We start from the raw sequence: 17,750 nt of genomic DNA on the forward strand, positions 1-17,750 counted from the left end.
CATTAAACCTGAATTGCTGTTACAGCCAGAATAGAAATCAAAAGTGCAAGGATCGCGTATGTTTCAACCATTGCCGGGAAAAGCATTGCTTTACCAAACTGTTCTGGTTTTTTTGCAACGATACCGATAGCTGCTGCGGATGTTTTTCCCTGTGAAATCGCGGAAAGAAGTCCTACGATACCGATCGGAAGACATGCTGCAAGGATCATGAGTCCTGTTTTCACATCGATGTCTGCCGCACCGCCGCCAAGCAGGCCGATTTTTGACAATGTGATAAATCCAACAAGCAGACCGTAAATTCCCTGTGTACCAGGAAGCAGCTGCATGATCAATACTTTCGCAAATTTGCTCGGATCTTCTGTTACTACTCCTGAAGCTGCCTGACCGGCAATCCCTACGCCGATAGCGGATCCGGTTCCCGCAAGAAGTACCGCCGCTGCCGCACCAAGTAATGCATAAACAATTCCTAATTCACTCATTATTTTGTTTCCTCCTTAACATCTACATACTTTGTGTTTGCTTTGAACGGATTGAATGCCCGTCCCCCGCCTTCATAGAATTTTCCGAAGAATTCCACGTACTGAAGACGGTTTGTATGAACATATGCCCCAAGCAAGTTGATTGCAATATTGAATATATGCCCAATAATAAATACGATAATAAATACGATCGCTCCAAATACCCCTTTTCCGGCCATACTGCCCATCTGGTTTACAACGGAAGCGATAACACCGGTTGCAAGGCCAAGGGCAAGCAGACGTGAATAGGAAAGTACGTCGCTTAGCCATCCGGTAATATTGTACAGGTCATACGCTCCAAGCGCGATGCGCAGCGCCGGATTTTTGCTGCTTCTTCCTGACATCAGGAGCAGTCCCACCGCGCCTACGATGGCCAGCACCTTTGAGAATGTCTCAAGCGCTGCCGGAAATACGATGTGCATCTGTGAAATGGAATAAAACAGACTGCTTGGCAACAGCATCAAGATCAAACCGATCAAAAATGCGAACCACAGCACGACATCACAGAAAAAGTCCATGTACCTTTTGTCTCTGAGGCACATATATCCTTTGATTGCAAGCCCTGTAAAAAGATGGATCAGACCAAACAGCATGGAGAAAATGAGAAGTTTCATCGGATCATTGAGAGGCACAAACCAAAGTGCCGGAATCCCTACTTCATGTCCAAAGAACACTCTTGAAACGACATTTACGACGTCTCCAAAATATCCTCCGAACAGGATTCCCCATACCAGTGTGGAAATTCCGCAGTACATAAACATGCGGAGCGATTTCGCCATTCCATCTGACATTCTTGGGTATTTTTTTAAAAGTACTGCACAGGCTACAAAAATGATGAGCCCGTACGCTGCATCCGAAAGCATCAGGCCAAACAAAAATACATAGAAGACAAACATAATCTTTGTCGGATCCACTTCTCCTTTGGCCGGAAGTCCGAACGACTCCAGTACGCCTTCCACAGAACGTGTCGCCTTTCCATTTTCAAGAAGAACAGGCGCCTCCTCTTCCTCCGGAAGGTCTTCGATCTCCACAGAGAGACTGTACTCTCTGTCAAGCTTTTCAGCAAGCTTGGCGGCATTTTTCTTTGCAATGTAACCGCTGATCACAAATGTATTTCTCGTCTGAGGTACCTGCCCTAGCACCTCGTATCTCTGCGCCCTCGTGCGATAATAATCGGAAAGGGTCTTCAGATTTTCACGATGCCCGGCCTGATCTTGGATTTCTTTTCCAAAATCTGCAATTTCTTTACCGACTTCGGAGATTCTCGTCTCGATCTTCTCCACTTCCTTTGCAGGGATTTCTGTGATCGTCTGCGCCGGTCTGGAAAATCCTGCAGACCGGAGCGCTTCTTCCAGAAGATCCGCTTCTGTTCGCAGACAGATTGCGGTAAGACACGTCTGATCTTTATCTGCTGATACGATCTCCACGTCACAGGCAGTAAGATCTGGTGCTGCTTCCGCAATCTTCGCCATTACTTCTTCCTGCGTCATCACACTGCCGATACTTCCGATAAATACCTTTGTCTTCTTTGTTCCCTCGTAATCCATCGGGACAGACAAGGACAGCCACGGGAGCAGCGCTTCTTTCTGAGCCAGAAGCTTCACGATCTCCGCCTTTCCTTCCGCTTCCTTCTTTTTCATCAGAAGTATGTGTTGTGCCGTATCCAAAATGCTTTCCCGATTGCTTACCACATCCTGGTAGACTTTTCGTTCCACGAGCTTTTTCCCTTCCAGAGAAGAAAGCATCGAGGTCTTTTCCGGAGCATATTCCTGAAGCACATCCAGCGCCTGATCCAGTATGGAAGCCTGCTTCTCAAATTTCTGCCGGTCTTCCAGCGTATCCATTTTCTCCAGCCCTTCGGAAGGCATTCTGGAAGTCTCGATTTCCATCACGCCAAGTCGCTGAAGCTCCTCCAGTATTGCTTTACGGTCTTTTTTCATCGCGCAGATACTGATTCGCTGCATCTGCAATACTGACATATGGAAATTCCTCCTTTCTTTTCCGAAACACTAGAACAGCTCTTTGAGTATCAACTCTACCGCCTGTGTCTCTTTTTGTTTTGCTGCTTCTTTCAAGGCCTCTACCTGCCTCGTTGTCTCGGCATCAAAGGCGTCCTCCCCCTCTTTTGCCTCTGTTTTCGCAGCTTCGAGTTGCTGAAGTGCTTTTAGCTTCGCTTCATCGGCAGCATCCTGTTTCAATTCATCAGCCTTCCGATTTGCTTCTGCGAGCACCTCTGCCGCCTTTTCATCGGCCTGTCTTAAGATATCATCCGCTTTCGCCTCAGCATCTTTTACAGCCTGAATGGTTTTTTCTATCACTTCCTCACCACCTTTTACTCTTTATCTCAGCCTAAGATAAGTTCATCTTAGCATAAAGATTGACAAACCGCAAACACTTTATAGGCACTTTCTATAATGTTGTCTTTCTATTACTTCTTATTATAATATATTTTGCACAACAAATATACCTTTTGTAACTTTTTGAAACTTTTCCTTTCTGTCTCTTCCTATTAATATTATCAGCTGAAACAGCGTATTTTCTTCACTTTTTCACTTTATCTGAGCATCTTGCGAAAAATGATAAAAAAAAGACAAATTTTTATTCTTTCCATTCCAGTCTGTGGAGATGACCTTCCAGATTCATTCCGCGGAACTGATTCTGGCGCAGAGCTTCATACAATATAATGGCCGCAGAATTTCCAAGATTCAGCGAACGAATATCGCCGATCATCGGGATCCGGATACAGGTTTCTTCATAATCCACAAGGATTTCCTCCGGGATGCCTGCGCTTTCTTTTCCGAACATGATATAGCAGTCCGGCTCGAATTCCACTTCTGTGTAAATGCGGTGCGCCTTTGTAGTGGCCATGTAAATCTTCGCCCCCGGGTTCTGTTCCAGGAAGTCTTCAAAATCGATATAGACGCGCACATCAAGCTGATCCCAGTAATCCATTCCCGCTCTTTTCAGATTTTTTTCTGTCAGTCGGAAACCTAGCGGCTCAATGAGATGGAGCCTTGCCCCGGCAGCCACGCATGTCCTCCCTATATTTCCAGTATTAGCCGGAATCTCCGGCTCATGCAAAACAATGTTCAGCATTTTCTTTCTCCTCTCTTTTGTCAGCAATGCCCTCCCGGCTTGGGAGGGCATCTCACATCTATTTTTCTTTTCTCAGCCCATCGATGAACTGTTCCAGTCTTCCAAGCGCCGTCTTCAAATCCTCCAGTGAGTAAGCATAGGAGATTCTCAGGAAGCCTTCCCCGCAATCTCCAAATGCAGTTCCCGGCACGACAGCCACCTTGTATTGTTCCAGAAAACGAGTCGCAAATTCTTCCGATGTCATGCCAAATTCTTTGATGCACGGGAAGATATAAAAAGCCCCTTCCGGCTCAAAGCACTGAAGTCCCATCCTCTCAAATTCTTTGATGAGAAATCTTCTGCGCTGATTGTACGCTCTGCGCATCTCCTGTACTTCGTTCTCGCAATTGCGAAGCCCCTCGATAGCTGCATACTGGCTGTTGGTCGGCGCACACATGATGGCAAACTGATGGATCTTCAGCATTTGTTCGATGATCACACTCGGGCCGCACGCATAGCCCAGTCTCCATCCCGTCATGGCAAAGCCTTTCGAGAACCCGTTGATGACGATCGTCCGCTCTTTCATCCCCGGGAATGAGGCGATAGAAACATGATCTGTTCCATATGTAAGCTCAGAGTAGATCTCATCCGATATCACAAAAAGATCATGTTTGACAACAAGCTCCGCGATCGGAGCCAGATCTTCTTTCGTCATGATAGATCCTGTCGGGTTATTCGGAAACGGAAGTACAAGGATCTTTGTCTTGTCCGTAATCTTCTCTTCCAGCTCTTCCTTTGTGAGCTTGAATTTATTCTCTTCTTTCAGAGGAATAACTACCGGGATCCCATCCGCCAGCACCGTACACGGAAGGTAGGAGACATAACTTGGCTGCGGGATCAGCACCTCGTCCCCCGGATCCAGCATAGCTCTGAGCGCGATATCAATCCCTTCGCTTCCTCCTACAGTTACAATAATATTTTCCTTTGGATGATAGGATACCCCGATTTTTCTTTCCAGATACTTTGCAATTTCTTCTTTCAGCTCTAAAAGCCCTGCATTGGACGTATAGAACGTGCGTCCGCGCTCCAGAGAGTAAATTCCTTCTTCCCGGATCCTCCACGGCGTGTCAAAGTCCGGTTCCCCTACCCCCAGAGAGATCGCGTCCTTCATCTCGTTTACCACATCAAAGAATTTGCGGATACCGGACGGCTGTATCTCCACGATTTTTTTTGACAATGGATTTCTCATTACGGCATCACCAGCACCCTTTCTGCCTTTGCTTTCGGCGTGAGAATTGTTCCGTGGTCCTTATATTTTTTCAGAATGAAGTGGGTGGCTGTCGTCATGACAGAATCAATCGGAGCCAGCTTCTCGGAGACAAATCTGGAAATCTCTTTCAATGTCTTGCCTTCCAGGATGATCAAAAAATCGTACGCTCCGGAAATCAGATAAACAGAATTTACTTCCGGGAAATTGTAAATGCGCTCCGCAATCCGGTCAAATCCCTGATCTCTCTGAGGCGTCACACGTACTTCGATCAGGGCAGTGACAGATTCTTCTCCCGTCTTATCCCAATCGATCAGTGTGTGATATCCGCAAATAATCTTTTCTTTCTCCATCTGCGCGATCTCGTTTGCGATCGTCACTTCGTCCGTTCCCAGCAGGACTGCAAGCTCCTCCAGATTTACCCTGCTGTTTTTTTCCATGTAGCGCAAAATCTCAGTTCTCATGTTCATCGTGTACTCCTCCTTTATACATACGGAACAGTTCATCTTCAGCCGGCCTGTCTGTGCAGCGGCTCTCCTCCCCATTTACGATGATCTTGTTCCTTCCCGCTTTCATTTTTCCAGCAACAGCTGCCTCTGCGCCTTTCTCTTGGCACAGTCTGACAAATCCCTCCCCGTTATCCATCACGAGAAGGATACAACCTCCCGATGCCATCTGATATGGATTCAGGCGGAAATGTTCGCATATCTCCACTGTTTCTTGTCGGATCGGAAATTTTTTCATATCTGCCTCATAACCGGTGCCGGACGTCTCTGAAAGTTCCCACAATGCACCGAACACACCTCCGTCCGTGACCGGTTTGATGTACGCCGGCTGAAAGCTTTCTGCCAGCTTTACGATATCTAAGGCAAACAGTCTGTGTTTTTCTTCCAGGAGACGATCCAGAAAGACCGGAATAAATCGCTCTTCCAGTTCCTCCCGTCTCTCTTCCAGAATCCTTAAACTCCCTTCCAGGGCGATCGGATTTACTATGACTATATCTTTCCCTCTGTAGTCTGCCGCCTTCCCTTCTTCCTTTCCTTTTCCGTATCCGCAGCTCTTCCCATATGCGGTCACATGGACAATATTCTCTCTACATCCCGGCTGTACGTTCACACAAACGTTCAGCACCTCAAATCCCTGCTCCATGGCCACAATATCCAGACTCTTTACCATTCGTTCCAGATACGGCTCATCGGCAGTTTCCGGCACGAGGACGGACACCCTTACCCCAAACGGGCATCCGCCCTCTGCGGCGACTGCATTCAGCGCCCTGGCCGCGGCATATACGCAGATATCTTCTCTTACTCCTGTGAGCATGATTTCGGAAGAGACCAGTTCCGTATTGTCCTCCGCCGGAAAACGGACGCACTTTTCCCACACATGATACGGAAACTGCGAACTCTTCTGATTGAGTTTTTTGTAAATAAACCGCTGATAAGCAGTATCTGTCAGAATTCCTTTTCTCATACGCTATTCTTCTCCATTGATTTCCTTTATCGTTTCTTCGATCTCTTTTTCATCCTGGGATTCTACTGCTTTCTCAAGCTTTTCCACTGTCTCCTCATCGTCGGATTTTGTACCTACAAGAATCTTTTGGTTCTCTCCTTTGTACGTCGTCTCGTTGATTTCATCTCTTGAAACTTCTTTCCCTTCTTCTTCCACGATCTTCCACAGCTTGGCTCTGATCATCCTGCTGCCGTCGGACTCTTTTTTCATCTTTCCTGCATCTATTTCTTCGTCCGCCACATATTCCGTCTCCGGATCGTGCTCTTCCAGGATCTCGCTTTCGAAAGAAATCTCCGTCGTCTTTTCCCTTGTCCTTGTTCCGTATATACGACACACAAACTGCTCGTTTTGATCGATAAAGACTTCTATATAGACCGGAGAGTCCAGCGTATTTTTGATCTGCAGATCTCTCTGAGTATCAAGGGCCGCATCCATTGCAGGCTTTGTGTACGCCGCCTCATGATCAAGGGGTTCTCTCTTTGTCACTTCAAGCTCCGCATCCAGTACAGCCATATAAAGGGTAGACGCCGCCTGTGAAAATGCTTCCGGACAGTCTATGTCTGTTTCTGCCTTCTCCTCCTGGTTCTCCTCTTCATACATCTCCAAAAGGGGCGCTAAGATCTTCTGGACAGAAATTTCTTTTTCTGTAAGAATGACTTGCCCGTTCAAAAGCTCTGCTGTCCTGGAAAGAAGCGATCTGTCCTCTTCCTGTGTCTCTGTGGCAAACTCTCCTATCCTGTCCTCTATGCTCTCCAGATCTGTCTTCGTCACTTTTGGCTCATCTTTTTTTGCCGATACGTTGATCCTTGTCTCTTCTCCCAGAAGGAGCGAAGGAAGTTTATCCTCAAGCTCTTTCATGACTGCATCTATATCGATCGTCTCTCCGCTTTTCTCTTCCGTAATCTGGAACACGCCTCCCACTCTTGTGATCCCGGCATCCTCGGCCTCCTCATAAAAGTCCTTTGTCTTCTCTTCGAGAAGATCTTCTATCTGCTCTTCATCAATCTTATAGCTGACATCGTACTCCACTTTCTCTTTCTTTGCTGCCCGGATCTTTCGGTACCTGTGGAAAAGCCCGCCTCTTTTTGCGTACCCGGCAGCTTTCTCGATGGCCTCATCGACATCTCCCTGCCGGATCCCCATCTGTTTTACTGTGACAGAGGCCTCTTTTTCCCCGTCATGCAGAATCAGATGAGTGTTCTGCACCGCTTCCCAATTCTGCTTCAGTTTCTTCTTTGCCTGTGCCTTCGTCAGACCAGACATGTCCACACCCTGGACATAGACATTCTCCTCTATCTGTCCCGGCCGCATCTTATGTACATACCGGTATACAGACGAATAGAAGATCCCGACTACAAAAAGAGCGCATACAAAGACAAGCCCTGTCAACAACATGAGCTTCCTTTTCTGCGCTGCAGTCATTCTCCTTTGTGTCTTTCTCTTCTTTTTGCCTGTAAAACCCATACTATTCCTCCCCGTACTTTTCTATATCAGGTAAGGGATTACGGATGTCATCACCATTGCGATGATGACCAGAAGGACAACGATCGCTATGATTCTTTTTGACTTTTTGCTATGCAGATTCATCTCTTAACCTCTCTTTACCGAAACTTTGCCTTTTATTTTATACTCTTTACCCGGATTTTGCAAGAAACATTCCTCGTCTTCGCAGAACCTTCCTTATTTCACAGGATGATCTCGTACACAGATGCTTCATAATTCAGCGGATTTCTGTTCTGGTAATCAAAAAGGAGGACTGTCTCCCCCGCTTTGCCATCTTCCGCTACATGGAAGGAAAAGCGCTCCACATGAGTCAGCTTCCTCATCTTTCGGCTGTCGTACCCTCTGTAGGCAGTCAGATACTTCGGTTCTTTCTCCTCTCTGTCATAAAAATCCTTTTTCTCTTCCTTCGAGACCGTTTCTTCCCCGGCAAATCCAGGTCTGCTCTTTACATTCTCTCTCAGGTACAAGTCGTAGATCAAAAGCTCACGAAAATATGTTTCTTTTTGTATCCTTTGCTTTTGCATAAACTCCAAAAGCAGTTCATATCTGGCGATTCTTGTATAGTTTCGGCCGAACAGCCCTTCTGCATCGTAAAATCCGGCCAGGTCTTCGAAAAAGGCAAACGGCGTCTCCCACTCCCTTGCGAGAGAGCGTATCGTATGGGCAAACTGCCCGCTGTTATAATAAACCTCCACCATCTCCTCGATCTTCTTGAGCCGGATCACATCCCCGTACGGAAGCCACTTGGTAGCCAGAACTTCATACGGCGGCCTGCTCTGGTATAAAAGCCCGTATTCCAGACGATGCTCATACATATAAGAACCTTTCAGCACTTTCAGAAATCCAAGCTGAAGCTGTTCTGGGAAAAGGCTGTACACATCATTGAATGATTTCCCGAAACTCTCGTAATCTTCGCACGGAAGCCCGGCGATCAGATCCAGATGCTGGTGGACATTTCCCCCCGCCTCGATCTTCATTACCTTCTCTTTCAGCTTGCCAAAATCCATTGTCCTTTTTATCTCCCGTATCGTATTCGGGTTTGTCGACTGTACTCCGATTTCCAGCTGGATCAAACCTGGACGCATCTTTCCGATAAGTTCGATTTCCTCATCGCTTAAAAGGTCTGCCGATATTTCAAAGTGAAAATTTGTAATCTGATTGTCATGCTCCAATATATAGCGCCAGATAGCCACCGCGTGATCGTGGCGGCAGTTAAACGTCCGATCCACAAATTTAACCTGTTCCACTTTCTGGTCCAGGAAAAACTGAAGCTCTTTTTTTACAAGGTCCAAATCTCGGAAACGAAGGCACTTGTCTATCGAAGACAGACAGTAACTGCAGCGAAACGGGCAGCCCCTGCTTGTCTCATAATAGATGATCTTGTGCGCAAAGAGACTCATATCTCCGTAGACGAACGGAACCTTGCTCAGATCCATGATTTCCCGCCACGGATTTTCATGGATATCCCCATTCTTTGTCCGCACAGTCACTCCATTGATTTCCTCCACGTCTGCTGTCCCTTTATAATAGCAGTCCAGAAGTTCACGGAACGTCTCCTCTCCTTCTCCTTTCATAACACCGCTTACTTCCGGCAGACGGATTAAAACTTCCTCTGCATCATACGAAACTTCCGGTCCCCCAAGCCATAAGATCGTATCCGGAAGAACCTTATGAATCTCCCTTACAATTCTTTCCACATAGTCCAGATTCCAGATATAGCAGGAAAAACAGAGAATATCCGGATTTCTCTCATACAGATCCATGAGGATTTCTCCAATCTCCTGGTTGATTGTATATTCTGCAATTTCCGTCTGGCTTAAGTATTCTTCTGCGTAAGCTCTCAGAGAATAGACAGCAAGGTTGGAGTGGATATATTTTGCATTAATGGCCGCAAGAATGGTTTTCATAAGTGTTTCTCCTTTTCTTTTTCGTTTCTTTCTCGATTTTCCCAAAATTCATTGACATTTTCCCGAAAACACGCTAAACTTATGAATCGTGCAGCCGGGGTGTTAGCGGTACCCTGTACCTACAATCCGCTACAGTAGGGGTGATGTTGTGCCGAGGGCGTATTCTTGTGAGGCTGCCTTTGGTAAGTGGCGTTGATATTTGGGTCTCACGCAACTGGACTCCGTGAACCGTGTCAGGTCGGGAACGAAGCAGCACTAAGCGGAATCTCCCGTGTGCCGTGAGGGTGCCTGGGTTGAGTTTACTGCCAAAGTAACGCTTGGGAGATGCGTTCGACGCACAACGCACAAAAAAGAGCAGATGACTGCTCTATTTTTTTTGCCTTAATTCTCTAAAAAATTGTTTCAACATGGAGCTGCATTGTTCTTCCAAAACGCCGGTTGTAAGCTCTACCTGATGGTTAAACTCAGGCACCTGAAGAAGATTCATGACAGATCCTGCACACCCCGCTTTCGGATTCATGCATCCTACTACGACTCTCTTTATGCGGGACTGCACAAGAGCGCCGGAACACATCTGGCAAGGTTCCAGCGTCACATACATCGTGCAGTCCTCAAGCCTCCAGTCATCCATTTTTTTGCTGGCCTTCCGGATAGCCTGAAGCTCCGCGTGGGCCAGCGTATTTTTGTCAATGGTTCTCCTGTTATACCCCCGGCCGATGATCTTTCCGTCGTACACGATCACGCATCCGATTGGAACTTCTCGGATCGCATAGGCTTTCTTTGCCTGGCGGATGGCTTCTTTCATGTATTTTTCATCCAGTTTTCTCTGGGCTTCTTCCTGTTTTCTTTGTAATTCTTCTTTTTCTTCTTTTGAAAGTTTTCTTCCCATTTTTCTTTACCTGCCTCTTTTCTCCAGACTGATTATACCCTAATTTGATGTACCTGTCGACACCAATACCCGAAATCCGGGCATTCTTCTTTCTCGGCATCGGAAAGTGTCATCATATCGTCTTCGTATCTGACAAACCTCGGAAATCCGAATGCCTGCGCCGCCCTCCTTTCCTTTTCACAGTACATGCCGGGTACGCCGAGATACAGATCTACATCCTCCTGGATAAAAGCAAGATGATGATAATTATAATATCCGTGGAGGAGAAAGCTGTTGTTGGCCAAATGCCATTCCCTCCGCACCAGTTTGGAGATGTCCTGCCTTTTGATTTTTTGACACTGAAATCGGCCCGTCTCTATAAAATCCTCCTCTCTGCCGGCAGCCTCCACCTGGTCTCCCTTCAGTTCTATGAGCTCTGCTTCTCTCCCCGTCTTTTCTTCTATTTCCTCTGTTTCTTCCTCCGCCTTCTCCAGTGTCACATTCTCTTGGGGAAGACCATCCCGGTTTCTCTCCTGCTTTTCATCCTCTCCCCTGGGCGGTTCTTCCATACGGCTGATGTCCACCGGTGTGTCCGACCATATGGCAGCGTATCTCGGCGTGCGCCCATGACAGAGAATGAATCCCCCCACTTTTTGAAAACGCTCCTTTCCACCGGTATCTTCCGGCCGGTAGATGAGCCGGTAATTAAGCGCCGGGCTGATATTTCCCAGCATCCCCTGGTACATTCCGTAGCAGTGTCCATCTTCTTCATAAAAGAGATACAGCCCCAGTTCTTTCGGTGTATCGGCTCCCCATCCTTTTCCGTGTATGCTTACTGCACACGTCTCTTCTTCTGCCTCCACTTTTGAAAACCCCACATTTCTTACCGGTTTTCCATTCTGATATTCATAAAGATAACAGATAAAACGTTTCAACTCTTACCGCCTGTTTCTTTTTACCTCAATCTATGCCCGTCCCTACAAAAAAAGAACCTGTACACGGAAATTCCATTTCCCGGTACAGGCTCCGCCTCTTTTATATTCTTGCTGTCAGCTCCTGGTACAGCCGTTTTGCATAGCTGTCTGTCATGCCGCAGATATAATCCGTGACAAGCAAAAGCCTGAGATAAAGTTTCTCCGCCTCACTCTTGCCTTCCGCCTGTCTGTGATATGCTTTTCTGTAATTTTCCGAGACAAAAGCGATCATCCGCCTGTCAATGGAATCCATCTTCTGTTTCGGATCATCATACTTGATCGCCGCTGCGATAAACTTCTCCATCAAAAATGTCAGGATACGGGATTCCGCCACCTCCATCTTGTAGATCGTGTCTGTCGTAAAAACATATTTTTCTGCAAGATATCCAAGCACTTCCATCAGTTCCTGGGCATTTGTTCCGGCAAACAGATCCTTTTGGTAAGTGCCCTGCATAATAGACTCATAGTTTTCCGTAAATCCTTCTGTCGCACATGCGATCAGAAATGACTGAATACGCACGATCCAGTTTTTTAAAGCGTACGTCTCCGGCTCCTCCTCGCCTCTGCTTACAGCCTTTTCATACAGACTTTCCAGCTTTTCAAAGGCCTGGAACACTTCCCCTGTATCAATCTTTTTTATCTCCCCGAGAATGGCACTGAATGGAAGAAATCCTTTGATGAACGCATCTTCAATATCCGCAGTCCGATAGGCAATATCATCCGCCGCTTCGAGAATAAACGTGAGTGGATGGCGATACTCTCCCGCTCCCGTCTCCTGGCTGATCTCCCTGAACAGCTTTTCATCGGCATAGTAAAACCCAATCTTTTTCCGCCGGATATCTGCTCCCTCTGGTTCTATGGCCAAAGAGTTTACCGGGTACTTTACAATAGTATTTAAAAGGGCATATGTCAGATTCATCCCTTTCTCATCTACCAGATAATGAAGTTTGGTCACAAGTCGAAATGCCTGGGCATTTCCCTCAAAATGACATAAATCAGCAAGCATCTGCCGATTGAGCACCTTTTCGATAGGATCGCCATGAAAAGTAAGCTTCCCAAGATTTTCCTCAAACCATTCCCGGATGGCAGTCTCCCCGAAATGTCCAAATGGCGGATTCCCGATGTCGTGGATCAATCCTGCACAGAGGAGGATATTGCAGATATCTTCCTTCATCTGCAAGGTAAACGCCGGATCCTTGTGAAAGGTCAAAATATATTCTCCGATATTCTGTCCCAGAGATTTCCCGAAGGATGATACCTCCAAAGAATGGGTAAGCCGTGTCCTGACAAAATCACTTTTATCCAGCGGAAATACCTGCGTCTTGTCCTGAAGTCTCCGAAACGATGCACTTCCGATGATCCTGTGATAATCCTTTTCAAAACTGCTCCGCAGATCTGTCTTTTTCTTCTCCCTATGTACCTGATCTGTTCTTACCCTTTTTGGCGATAACAACTGACTCCATTCCATACTCGCACACCTCCTGCATCCCTGACATTATCTAATCCAGATAGATCGGCGGCTCATACTCCTTGCCAAGCAGCGCCTTCTTCCGCTCCTGGAAGCCGAGAAATGCCCATTCTGTCATATCTGTCCAGCCGTGTTCGCTCCGGTCATACACCTGAACAAACCCGATGCGGGACGGATGTTTGCGCACCATGTTGGATTCATACTCATGTCCCGTGGCTGGGTTGAGTTCCCCTCTTTCGAGATCTTCCGGTTCGCTGTAATCGATCTGCGGGACTGTTTCCTTTTGCCTTCTGTCAGCCGCGTATTTTCTTTGTGCCGACTGCGGTATCTTTTCCATCATGTCCATGATCTCGCCTACCGTGATATCCCGTTCTTTCTCTTCTTCGCTTTTTACGCACACTGTCTCCTTTGGCGTACGTGCCGGACTCTCCCGGCGTACCTGTCTGGTTTCCTCCTCAGGCCGGCGTCTCTCCTTTGCGGCCGTTTTCGCACGGTTGTCATCCAGGATGTTCAGCCGGAAGCGGCATCCGAGTATCTTTGCAATGATGCGCATATCCTTCTCCTGAAAATTATCTCGTCCAAGACGCTGCGTCATATTCTGTCTGGACATCTTTTTTCCCGTCTCTTCCTCAAACAGCTCAGCCAGCTCCTTGATTGTCATATTTTTACGGCTCAAAATGATTTTTACCTGTTCCCCGAACGTCAGATCCAAATTCTCAGCCTCCCTTTCCCTCGCCCGGCAAAATCCCTGCCGTGCCGGGATTTTCCCTACTTGTTTTAATATTCTTCATTCAGATATTCTTCCAGAGTCACTCCCATCTCCTGTATCTTCTTTGCATCCTCTACGCCGACATAGCGGTAATGCCATGGTTCGTAAATAATCCCCGTATTTTCCATCTTATCTTTCGGATAACGCAAAATGAATCCATAATCATAACAGTGTTCCATCAGCCACTGCTGCTCTTTTGTTTCTCCCTGCTTCTCATCCAGCATTGCATAGTTGGCAGAGACAATGTCCATCGCAAGCCCTGTCGCATGCTCACTCTCCCCGGGCCATGCAATGGATTTAGCTGTCTCGACGGCTGCCTCATAATATGACATCCCCTGGTTTACGTAGTCCACCATGGATTCATTGAAAAGTTCCTTCTGCCGTTCCACAGAACGGTAAGCTGAACATACATACAGTTTATGACCTGCCTTCTCCGCATCGGAAAGCATCTTCTGAAGCGGTTCCAGAATCCGCGCATCTACCTGATGGCTGGAATCGATATCCGCAAGCTCCGGCACATATCCTTCCTCCATGGGGTGGGACTGATTTACGAGCATGAGATACCACGGACGTGTGTCCTCATCGTGTGCTTCCAGCTGCCCTTTGGCTGCATCCAGCTCTTCTTGTATCTTCTCTTTGCTCTTTACTTCTTTTTGTATTGTCTCCTGTGCCTTTTTTCTTTCGTTCATACGCCCAAGTGCCGCACCGCTAAACAGTCCTGTCAGCAAAGCGACCGCACACATGACCGCTATTGTCTTGATGGGACTTTTCATTCTCCTTATTTTTCGGAGAATAAGCAAATGCATCATCCGGATCGTATCCTTTGTCTCTTTCTTCATTCTACCCCTTCTCTTCTGTCATCTGGTTTACAGTGTAATCCAACCAAGTTCCACAGCAATATCCTGATCCTCCGAACATACCGCAGCCTGAAATCCCTGTTCTCTCATATCGTATTCTCGGAAATGAAAGATTCCCCCGATTTCTTCCGGCTGCCTTATAAGCCTTGGCTCTCCCCCCTGCCAGACCGCGATCTCAAACGCGTTCATCGCAAGCCTCATTCCCAGTCTTGTGGCTTTCATAAAGCTTTCTTTTAAGACCCAATAACGAAAAAAAGCATCTCTCTTCTCCTCTTCGCTCTCCCGGCCATCGATATATTCCCACTCACTTGGGCAAAAAAAACGCCTGGCCACATTCGGGCGGAACACCCCGGTCATCTCCACATCACACCCTGTTTTCCGGGATGCATCTTCCCCTATGGAGCACAAGACAAAATGCCCGGAATGGGAAAGATTGAAGATATTTTCCCCGGAAAGTCCGCTCTCCTTTTTTGCTTTTTCATACAGCATCCACGCACCGATACTAAGTGCCCGGTCTTCCGGGAAGCGCATCTTCTTTGCCTTCTCCTGTCTCCAGGAGGGCGCCTGTTCAAAATATGCGCGGTATCTGTTCTCATCAAGAAGCGGAGCAGTATCCGCAGCCCACGTATAAATCATATTATTTCCCTCCCAGTTATCCGTTTAGACGGCGTCGCTTATCTTCATTATAGCATAGGAAAAAAATGCGTCAAAGAAAATGTCTAAAAGTAAAGCTTCATATCATTCCACTCGGCTCCCCCGTGTGTGGAATCTGCCTTTCCATAATGCACAAATCCGAACTTTTCGTAATAATGGATTAAATGGTCTTTGCAGGTAAGCACAACCCCTTTTTTCCCTTCTTCCTTAGCAGCTGCAATCATCTTTTCCAGGAGCATTCCTGCAATTCCTCTGCACCGGTACTCAGGCAGCACATCCAGCCCAAACACTGTCTGGTACGCTCCTTGCGGACTGTGCAGGCTGATATCATGGTACATCTCATCCGGCAAGCACGGCTCATCTGTGACTGCTCCGTCGATAAATCCCACCAGTTTCCCTTCTTCTTCCGCCACAAAAAACTTTTCCGGAAAAGCACTGAGTCTTTCCAGAATATCTTTTTCTTTTGCAGCTTCCCCTGTCGGGAAACATGCAGTCTCGATCTGCGCAAGCTCCTCCCCTTCCTCTTGTCTTGCATTTCTTATTGTGATCTTTGTATTTTCCATGTCTCATATCTCCTATCATATTAAATTTTTTACAACAAAAGAAAAAAACGAACCCCTGCAGATTCGTTTTTCATCATACCACAAATTTCTCAACTTGTGTCGTTTGATGTGATATTTCTTCAATTATCACTATCTCCCACTCTCATTCCCTTGACGAAATATATTTTATCATTTCTTCCCCTATTTATCTATAGCTTTTCTCATGTGGACATAAAAGTGGACAAAAAATTTTCATAATTATTCAATAGCTTTTTGGTCAGCCTTTCATTATAATGGAGAATATCATTTACAAAGGAGAATCTTATGAGCATTTTTTCAGATATACTCAGTCGGCATATTGCCGCAAAATCCGTAAAACCAAACGATATGGCGCAATATTGCGGTCTGGAACGTTCCTTTATGTACAAGATCATCAAAGGCTCCCGTATCCCTGCTTCCGCGGAGCCTGTTCTTGGCATGGCAGAATACTTGCGTCTGACCCCACAGGAAAAAGAGGACTTTGTAGAGGCCTACAAAATTTCTACCGAAGGATATGACAATTATTTTCGGCGAAAAGCAGTGCTGGAGCTTTTCGAAAATTTTGAAAAGTACTCCGAACCAGAGCATCTGCTGCCACCGCAGCCGCTCCCTTGTCTTTCGGACTCCACAGACACGATAGCCGTGACCGGGAAGAATGAGATCCGCCACCTGCTCTTTCACATTCTTTTTCTGGAGTCTCGTCGGCAGGATGCACATATCCGTCTTCTGATTCAGCCGGATTCCCCGTTTTTGACGGAACTTCTGGCTTCCATAGCTTACAGAAATCCGACGCTTAAGATGGATCACATCATCTGCTTTAACAATAGTGAGAAAATCGGTCCAGACAAGCAGAACTATAATCTTTTTTGTCTAAAACAGATTCTTCCTCTCTACTCCTGCGCCTGTCTTTATAATGTTTACTACTATTACGGCACATTGCTGGACAGTACGGGGGAGCTGCTTTTATTCCCTTACCTGATCCTTACGTCCACACACGTTTTCTTGCTGGCAAGAGACATGCAGTCAGGTATCATAATTAAGACGCCGGAAATGCTTTCTTTCTTCAGAGAACTCTATGAAGGGTATCTGAAAAAGGTCTCCTCTCTGGCTGTCCGGATGGAAGATGTCGCCTCTCAGATACAGTACTTCCGCAATCTCACACCGGTACCTGACCATACCTTCAGCCTGCAGATGATTCCGTGCCTTACATACAGTATTCCAGATCATTTTCTGGAGCGTTACATCCTGAAGGAGCTCCCGAATCGGGATGCGACCATCGATTTAGTCACTTCCCACATCCACAGGATCCGAAAAACGTTGGAGGAATCGCCTCTTTACTTCATCTTTTCTTTGGATGGGATACGACGCTTTCTGAAAACAGGCCGTATACCGGAATACCCGGAAAGTATTTACCGGGCCATCGAACCTTCCGACCGCATCCTTCTCGTGAAACGGTTTCTGCGGCTCTGTCCGGGAAAATATTTGAAACTCCTGAGAAAAAATATCGGCAACATCGACAACGAGCTGTTCATGTACATCAACCAGCGCTGTGGTTACCTGATGTTCCCGTCCGCCGAATCTGGTCAGCTCATCTGCCTGGATATCACAGAACCGAGCCTTCTCTTCGCCTTTTCCGATTTCTGCGAGAATCTGGATGACGATCTGTTCTACCCAGAAGATGAAGTCTTTGGGATCCTGTCTAAATTCTTGACAGAAGAGGTCTCCCGCATCGAATAAGGAGCATCTTTTCATATAGAGTATATGGAAAAAGCAGGAGATTCGTTCCTGCTTTTTCTTATT

General features: G+C 46.7%; 17 protein-coding genes and 1 other RNA gene. 2 read left to right on the forward strand and 16 right to left on the reverse strand.

Annotated elements, in window-relative coordinates; all coding sequences use genetic code 11:
- Window positions 1-2 precede the first annotated feature (2 nt).
- The 9 genes from FLB61_RS03195 to FLB61_RS03235 all read right to left on the reverse strand — a co-directional run bounded on the left by FLB61_RS03195 (window position 3) and on the right by FLB61_RS03235 (window position 9,779).
- A complete protein-coding gene (locus tag FLB61_RS03195) occupies window positions 3-479 on the reverse strand; it encodes a V-type ATP synthase subunit K (RefSeq protein ID WP_087200018.1) in 477 nt (158 codons plus the stop codon).
- The gene (locus FLB61_RS03200; RefSeq protein ID WP_087200020.1) at window positions 479-2,497 is read right to left on the reverse strand and encodes a V-type ATP synthase subunit I; all 2,019 of its coding nucleotides are present in this window, start codon (window positions 2,495-2,497) and stop codon (window positions 479-481) included. Before FLB61_RS03200 ends, FLB61_RS03195 begins: the two co-directional genes overlap by 1 nt.
- Before the next feature lie 30 nt (window positions 2,498-2,527).
- Complete coding sequence (locus FLB61_RS03205; RefSeq protein WP_087200022.1) at window positions 2,528-2,836, reverse strand: hypothetical protein; 309 nt, start codon at window positions 2,834-2,836, stop codon at window positions 2,528-2,530.
- A gap of 280 nt (window positions 2,837-3,116) precedes the next feature.
- Entirely contained in the window at window positions 3,117-3,614 is a 498-nt protein-coding gene (locus FLB61_RS03210; RefSeq protein WP_087200024.1) for a tRNA (cytidine(34)-2'-O)-methyltransferase, read from the reverse strand.
- 58 nt (window positions 3,615-3,672) lie between these two features.
- Window positions 3,673-4,842 (reverse strand): pyridoxal phosphate-dependent aminotransferase, encoded by a 1,170-nt coding sequence (locus tag FLB61_RS03215; protein WP_087200026.1) that lies wholly within the window; start codon window positions 4,840-4,842, stop codon window positions 3,673-3,675.
- The gene (locus FLB61_RS03220) at window positions 4,842-5,324 is read right to left on the reverse strand and encodes an Lrp/AsnC family transcriptional regulator (RefSeq protein WP_087200057.1); all 483 of its coding nucleotides are present in this window, start codon (window positions 5,322-5,324) and stop codon (window positions 4,842-4,844) included. The genes FLB61_RS03215 and FLB61_RS03220 overlap by 1 nt, the downstream gene beginning before the upstream one ends.
- Entirely contained in the window at window positions 5,314-6,330 is a 1,017-nt protein-coding gene (locus FLB61_RS03225; protein WP_221919385.1) for an AIR synthase-related protein, read from the reverse strand. The genes FLB61_RS03220 and FLB61_RS03225 overlap by 11 nt, the downstream gene beginning before the upstream one ends.
- A 3-nt stretch (window positions 6,331-6,333) precedes the next feature.
- Entirely contained in the window at window positions 6,334-7,833 is a 1,500-nt protein-coding gene (locus tag FLB61_RS03230; protein ID WP_221919386.1) for a peptidoglycan binding domain-containing protein, read from the reverse strand.
- Window positions 7,834-8,054: 221 nt separating this feature from the next.
- Window positions 8,055-9,779, reverse strand: coding sequence for a B12-binding domain-containing radical SAM protein (locus tag FLB61_RS03235; RefSeq protein ID WP_221919387.1), 1,725 nt, complete (start codon window positions 9,777-9,779; stop codon window positions 8,055-8,057).
- Window positions 9,780-9,865: 86 nt separating this feature from the next.
- Here FLB61_RS03235 and ffs point away from each other — a divergent pair.
- Window positions 9,866-10,127: signal recognition particle sRNA large type (gene ffs / locus FLB61_RS03240), an RNA gene on the forward strand.
- A 19-nt stretch (window positions 10,128-10,146) separates the two neighbouring features.
- On the opposite strand, the gene tadA is transcribed toward ffs, so the two are convergent.
- From tadA to FLB61_RS03275, 7 genes are all read right to left on the reverse strand, one after another.
- Window positions 10,147-10,668, reverse strand: a complete 522-nt coding sequence (tadA, locus tag FLB61_RS03245; protein ID WP_087200034.1) for a tRNA adenosine(34) deaminase TadA — start codon at window positions 10,666-10,668, stop codon at window positions 10,147-10,149.
- Window positions 10,669-10,700: 32 nt separating this feature from the next.
- The gene (locus FLB61_RS03250; protein ID WP_087203265.1) at window positions 10,701-11,582 is read right to left on the reverse strand and encodes a hypothetical protein; all 882 of its coding nucleotides are present in this window, start codon (window positions 11,580-11,582) and stop codon (window positions 10,701-10,703) included.
- Window positions 11,583-11,682: 100 nt separating this feature from the next.
- Window positions 11,683-13,089, reverse strand: a complete 1,407-nt coding sequence (locus FLB61_RS03255; RefSeq protein ID WP_087210080.1) for a deoxyguanosinetriphosphate triphosphohydrolase — start codon at window positions 13,087-13,089, stop codon at window positions 11,683-11,685.
- Between the two features lie 31 nt (window positions 13,090-13,120).
- Window positions 13,121-13,750 carry a hypothetical protein gene (locus FLB61_RS03260; protein ID WP_221919408.1) on the reverse strand — a complete coding sequence of 210 codons (630 nt, stop codon included), beginning with the start codon at window positions 13,748-13,750 and terminating at the stop codon, window positions 13,121-13,123.
- Window positions 13,751-13,866: 116 nt separating this feature from the next.
- Window positions 13,867-14,697, reverse strand: a complete 831-nt coding sequence (locus FLB61_RS03265) for a M15 family metallopeptidase (protein WP_246599085.1) — start codon at window positions 14,695-14,697, stop codon at window positions 13,867-13,869.
- A gap of 27 nt (window positions 14,698-14,724) precedes the next feature.
- Entirely contained in the window at window positions 14,725-15,351 is a 627-nt protein-coding gene (locus FLB61_RS03270) for a 4'-phosphopantetheinyl transferase family protein (protein WP_221919388.1), read from the reverse strand.
- A gap of 83 nt (window positions 15,352-15,434) precedes the next feature.
- Window positions 15,435-15,932, reverse strand: coding sequence for a GNAT family N-acetyltransferase (locus FLB61_RS03275; protein ID WP_221919389.1), 498 nt, complete (start codon window positions 15,930-15,932; stop codon window positions 15,435-15,437).
- A 303-nt stretch (window positions 15,933-16,235) separates the two neighbouring features.
- Between FLB61_RS03275 and FLB61_RS03280 the strand changes: the two genes are divergently transcribed.
- Window positions 16,236-17,687, forward strand: a complete 1,452-nt coding sequence (locus FLB61_RS03280; RefSeq protein ID WP_221919390.1) for a hypothetical protein — start codon at window positions 16,236-16,238, stop codon at window positions 17,685-17,687.
- Window positions 17,688-17,750 lie beyond the last annotated feature (63 nt).

The sequence above is a fragment of the Sellimonas caecigallum genome (assembly GCF_019754295.1).
Lineage (GTDB): Bacteria > Bacillota > Clostridia > Lachnospirales > Lachnospiraceae > Sellimonas > Sellimonas caecigallum.

Coding starts and splice junctions, on each gene's coding strand:
- FLB61_RS03195 (WP_087200018.1), bottom strand. CDS start 479: ATGAGTGAATTAGGAATTGTTTATGCATTACTTGGTGCGGCAGCGGCG.
- FLB61_RS03200 (WP_087200020.1), bottom strand. CDS start 2,497: ATGTCAGTATTGCAGATGCAGCGAATCAGTATCTGCGCGATGAAAAAA.
- FLB61_RS03210 (WP_087200024.1), bottom strand. CDS start 3,614: ATGCTGAACATTGTTTTGCATGAGCCGGAGATTCCGGCTAATACTGGA.
- FLB61_RS03215 (WP_087200026.1), bottom strand. CDS start 4,842: ATGAGAAATCCATTGTCAAAAAAAATCGTGGAGATACAGCCGTCCGGT.
- FLB61_RS03220 (WP_087200057.1), bottom strand. CDS start 5,324: ATGAGAACTGAGATTTTGCGCTACATGGAAAAAAACAGCAGGGTAAAT.
- FLB61_RS03225 (WP_221919385.1), bottom strand. CDS start 6,330: ATGAGAAAAGGAATTCTGACAGATACTGCTTATCAGCGGTTTATTTAC.
- FLB61_RS03230 (WP_221919386.1), bottom strand. CDS start 7,833: ATGGGTTTTACAGGCAAAAAGAAGAGAAAGACACAAAGGAGAATGACT.
- FLB61_RS03235 (WP_221919387.1), bottom strand. CDS start 9,779: ATGAAAACCATTCTTGCGGCCATTAATGCAAAATATATCCACTCCAAC.
- tadA (WP_087200034.1), bottom strand. CDS start 10,668: ATGGGAAGAAAACTTTCAAAAGAAGAAAAAGAAGAATTACAAAGAAAA.
- FLB61_RS03255 (WP_087210080.1), bottom strand. CDS start 13,089: ATGGAATGGAGTCAGTTGTTATCGCCAAAAAGGGTAAGAACAGATCAG.
- FLB61_RS03260 (WP_221919408.1), bottom strand. CDS start 13,750: ATGACAATCAAGGAGCTGGCTGAGCTGTTTGAGGAAGAGACGGGAAAA.
- FLB61_RS03265 (WP_246599085.1), bottom strand. CDS start 14,697: ATGAAGAAAGAGACAAAGGATACGATCCGGATGATGCATTTGCTTATT.
- FLB61_RS03270 (WP_221919388.1), bottom strand. CDS start 15,351: ATGATTTATACGTGGGCTGCGGATACTGCTCCGCTTCTTGATGAGAAC.
- FLB61_RS03275 (WP_221919389.1), bottom strand. CDS start 15,932: ATGGAAAATACAAAGATCACAATAAGAAATGCAAGACAAGAGGAAGGG.
- FLB61_RS03280 (WP_221919390.1), top strand. CDS start 16,236: ATGAGCATTTTTTCAGATATACTCAGTCGGCATATTGCCGCAAAATCC.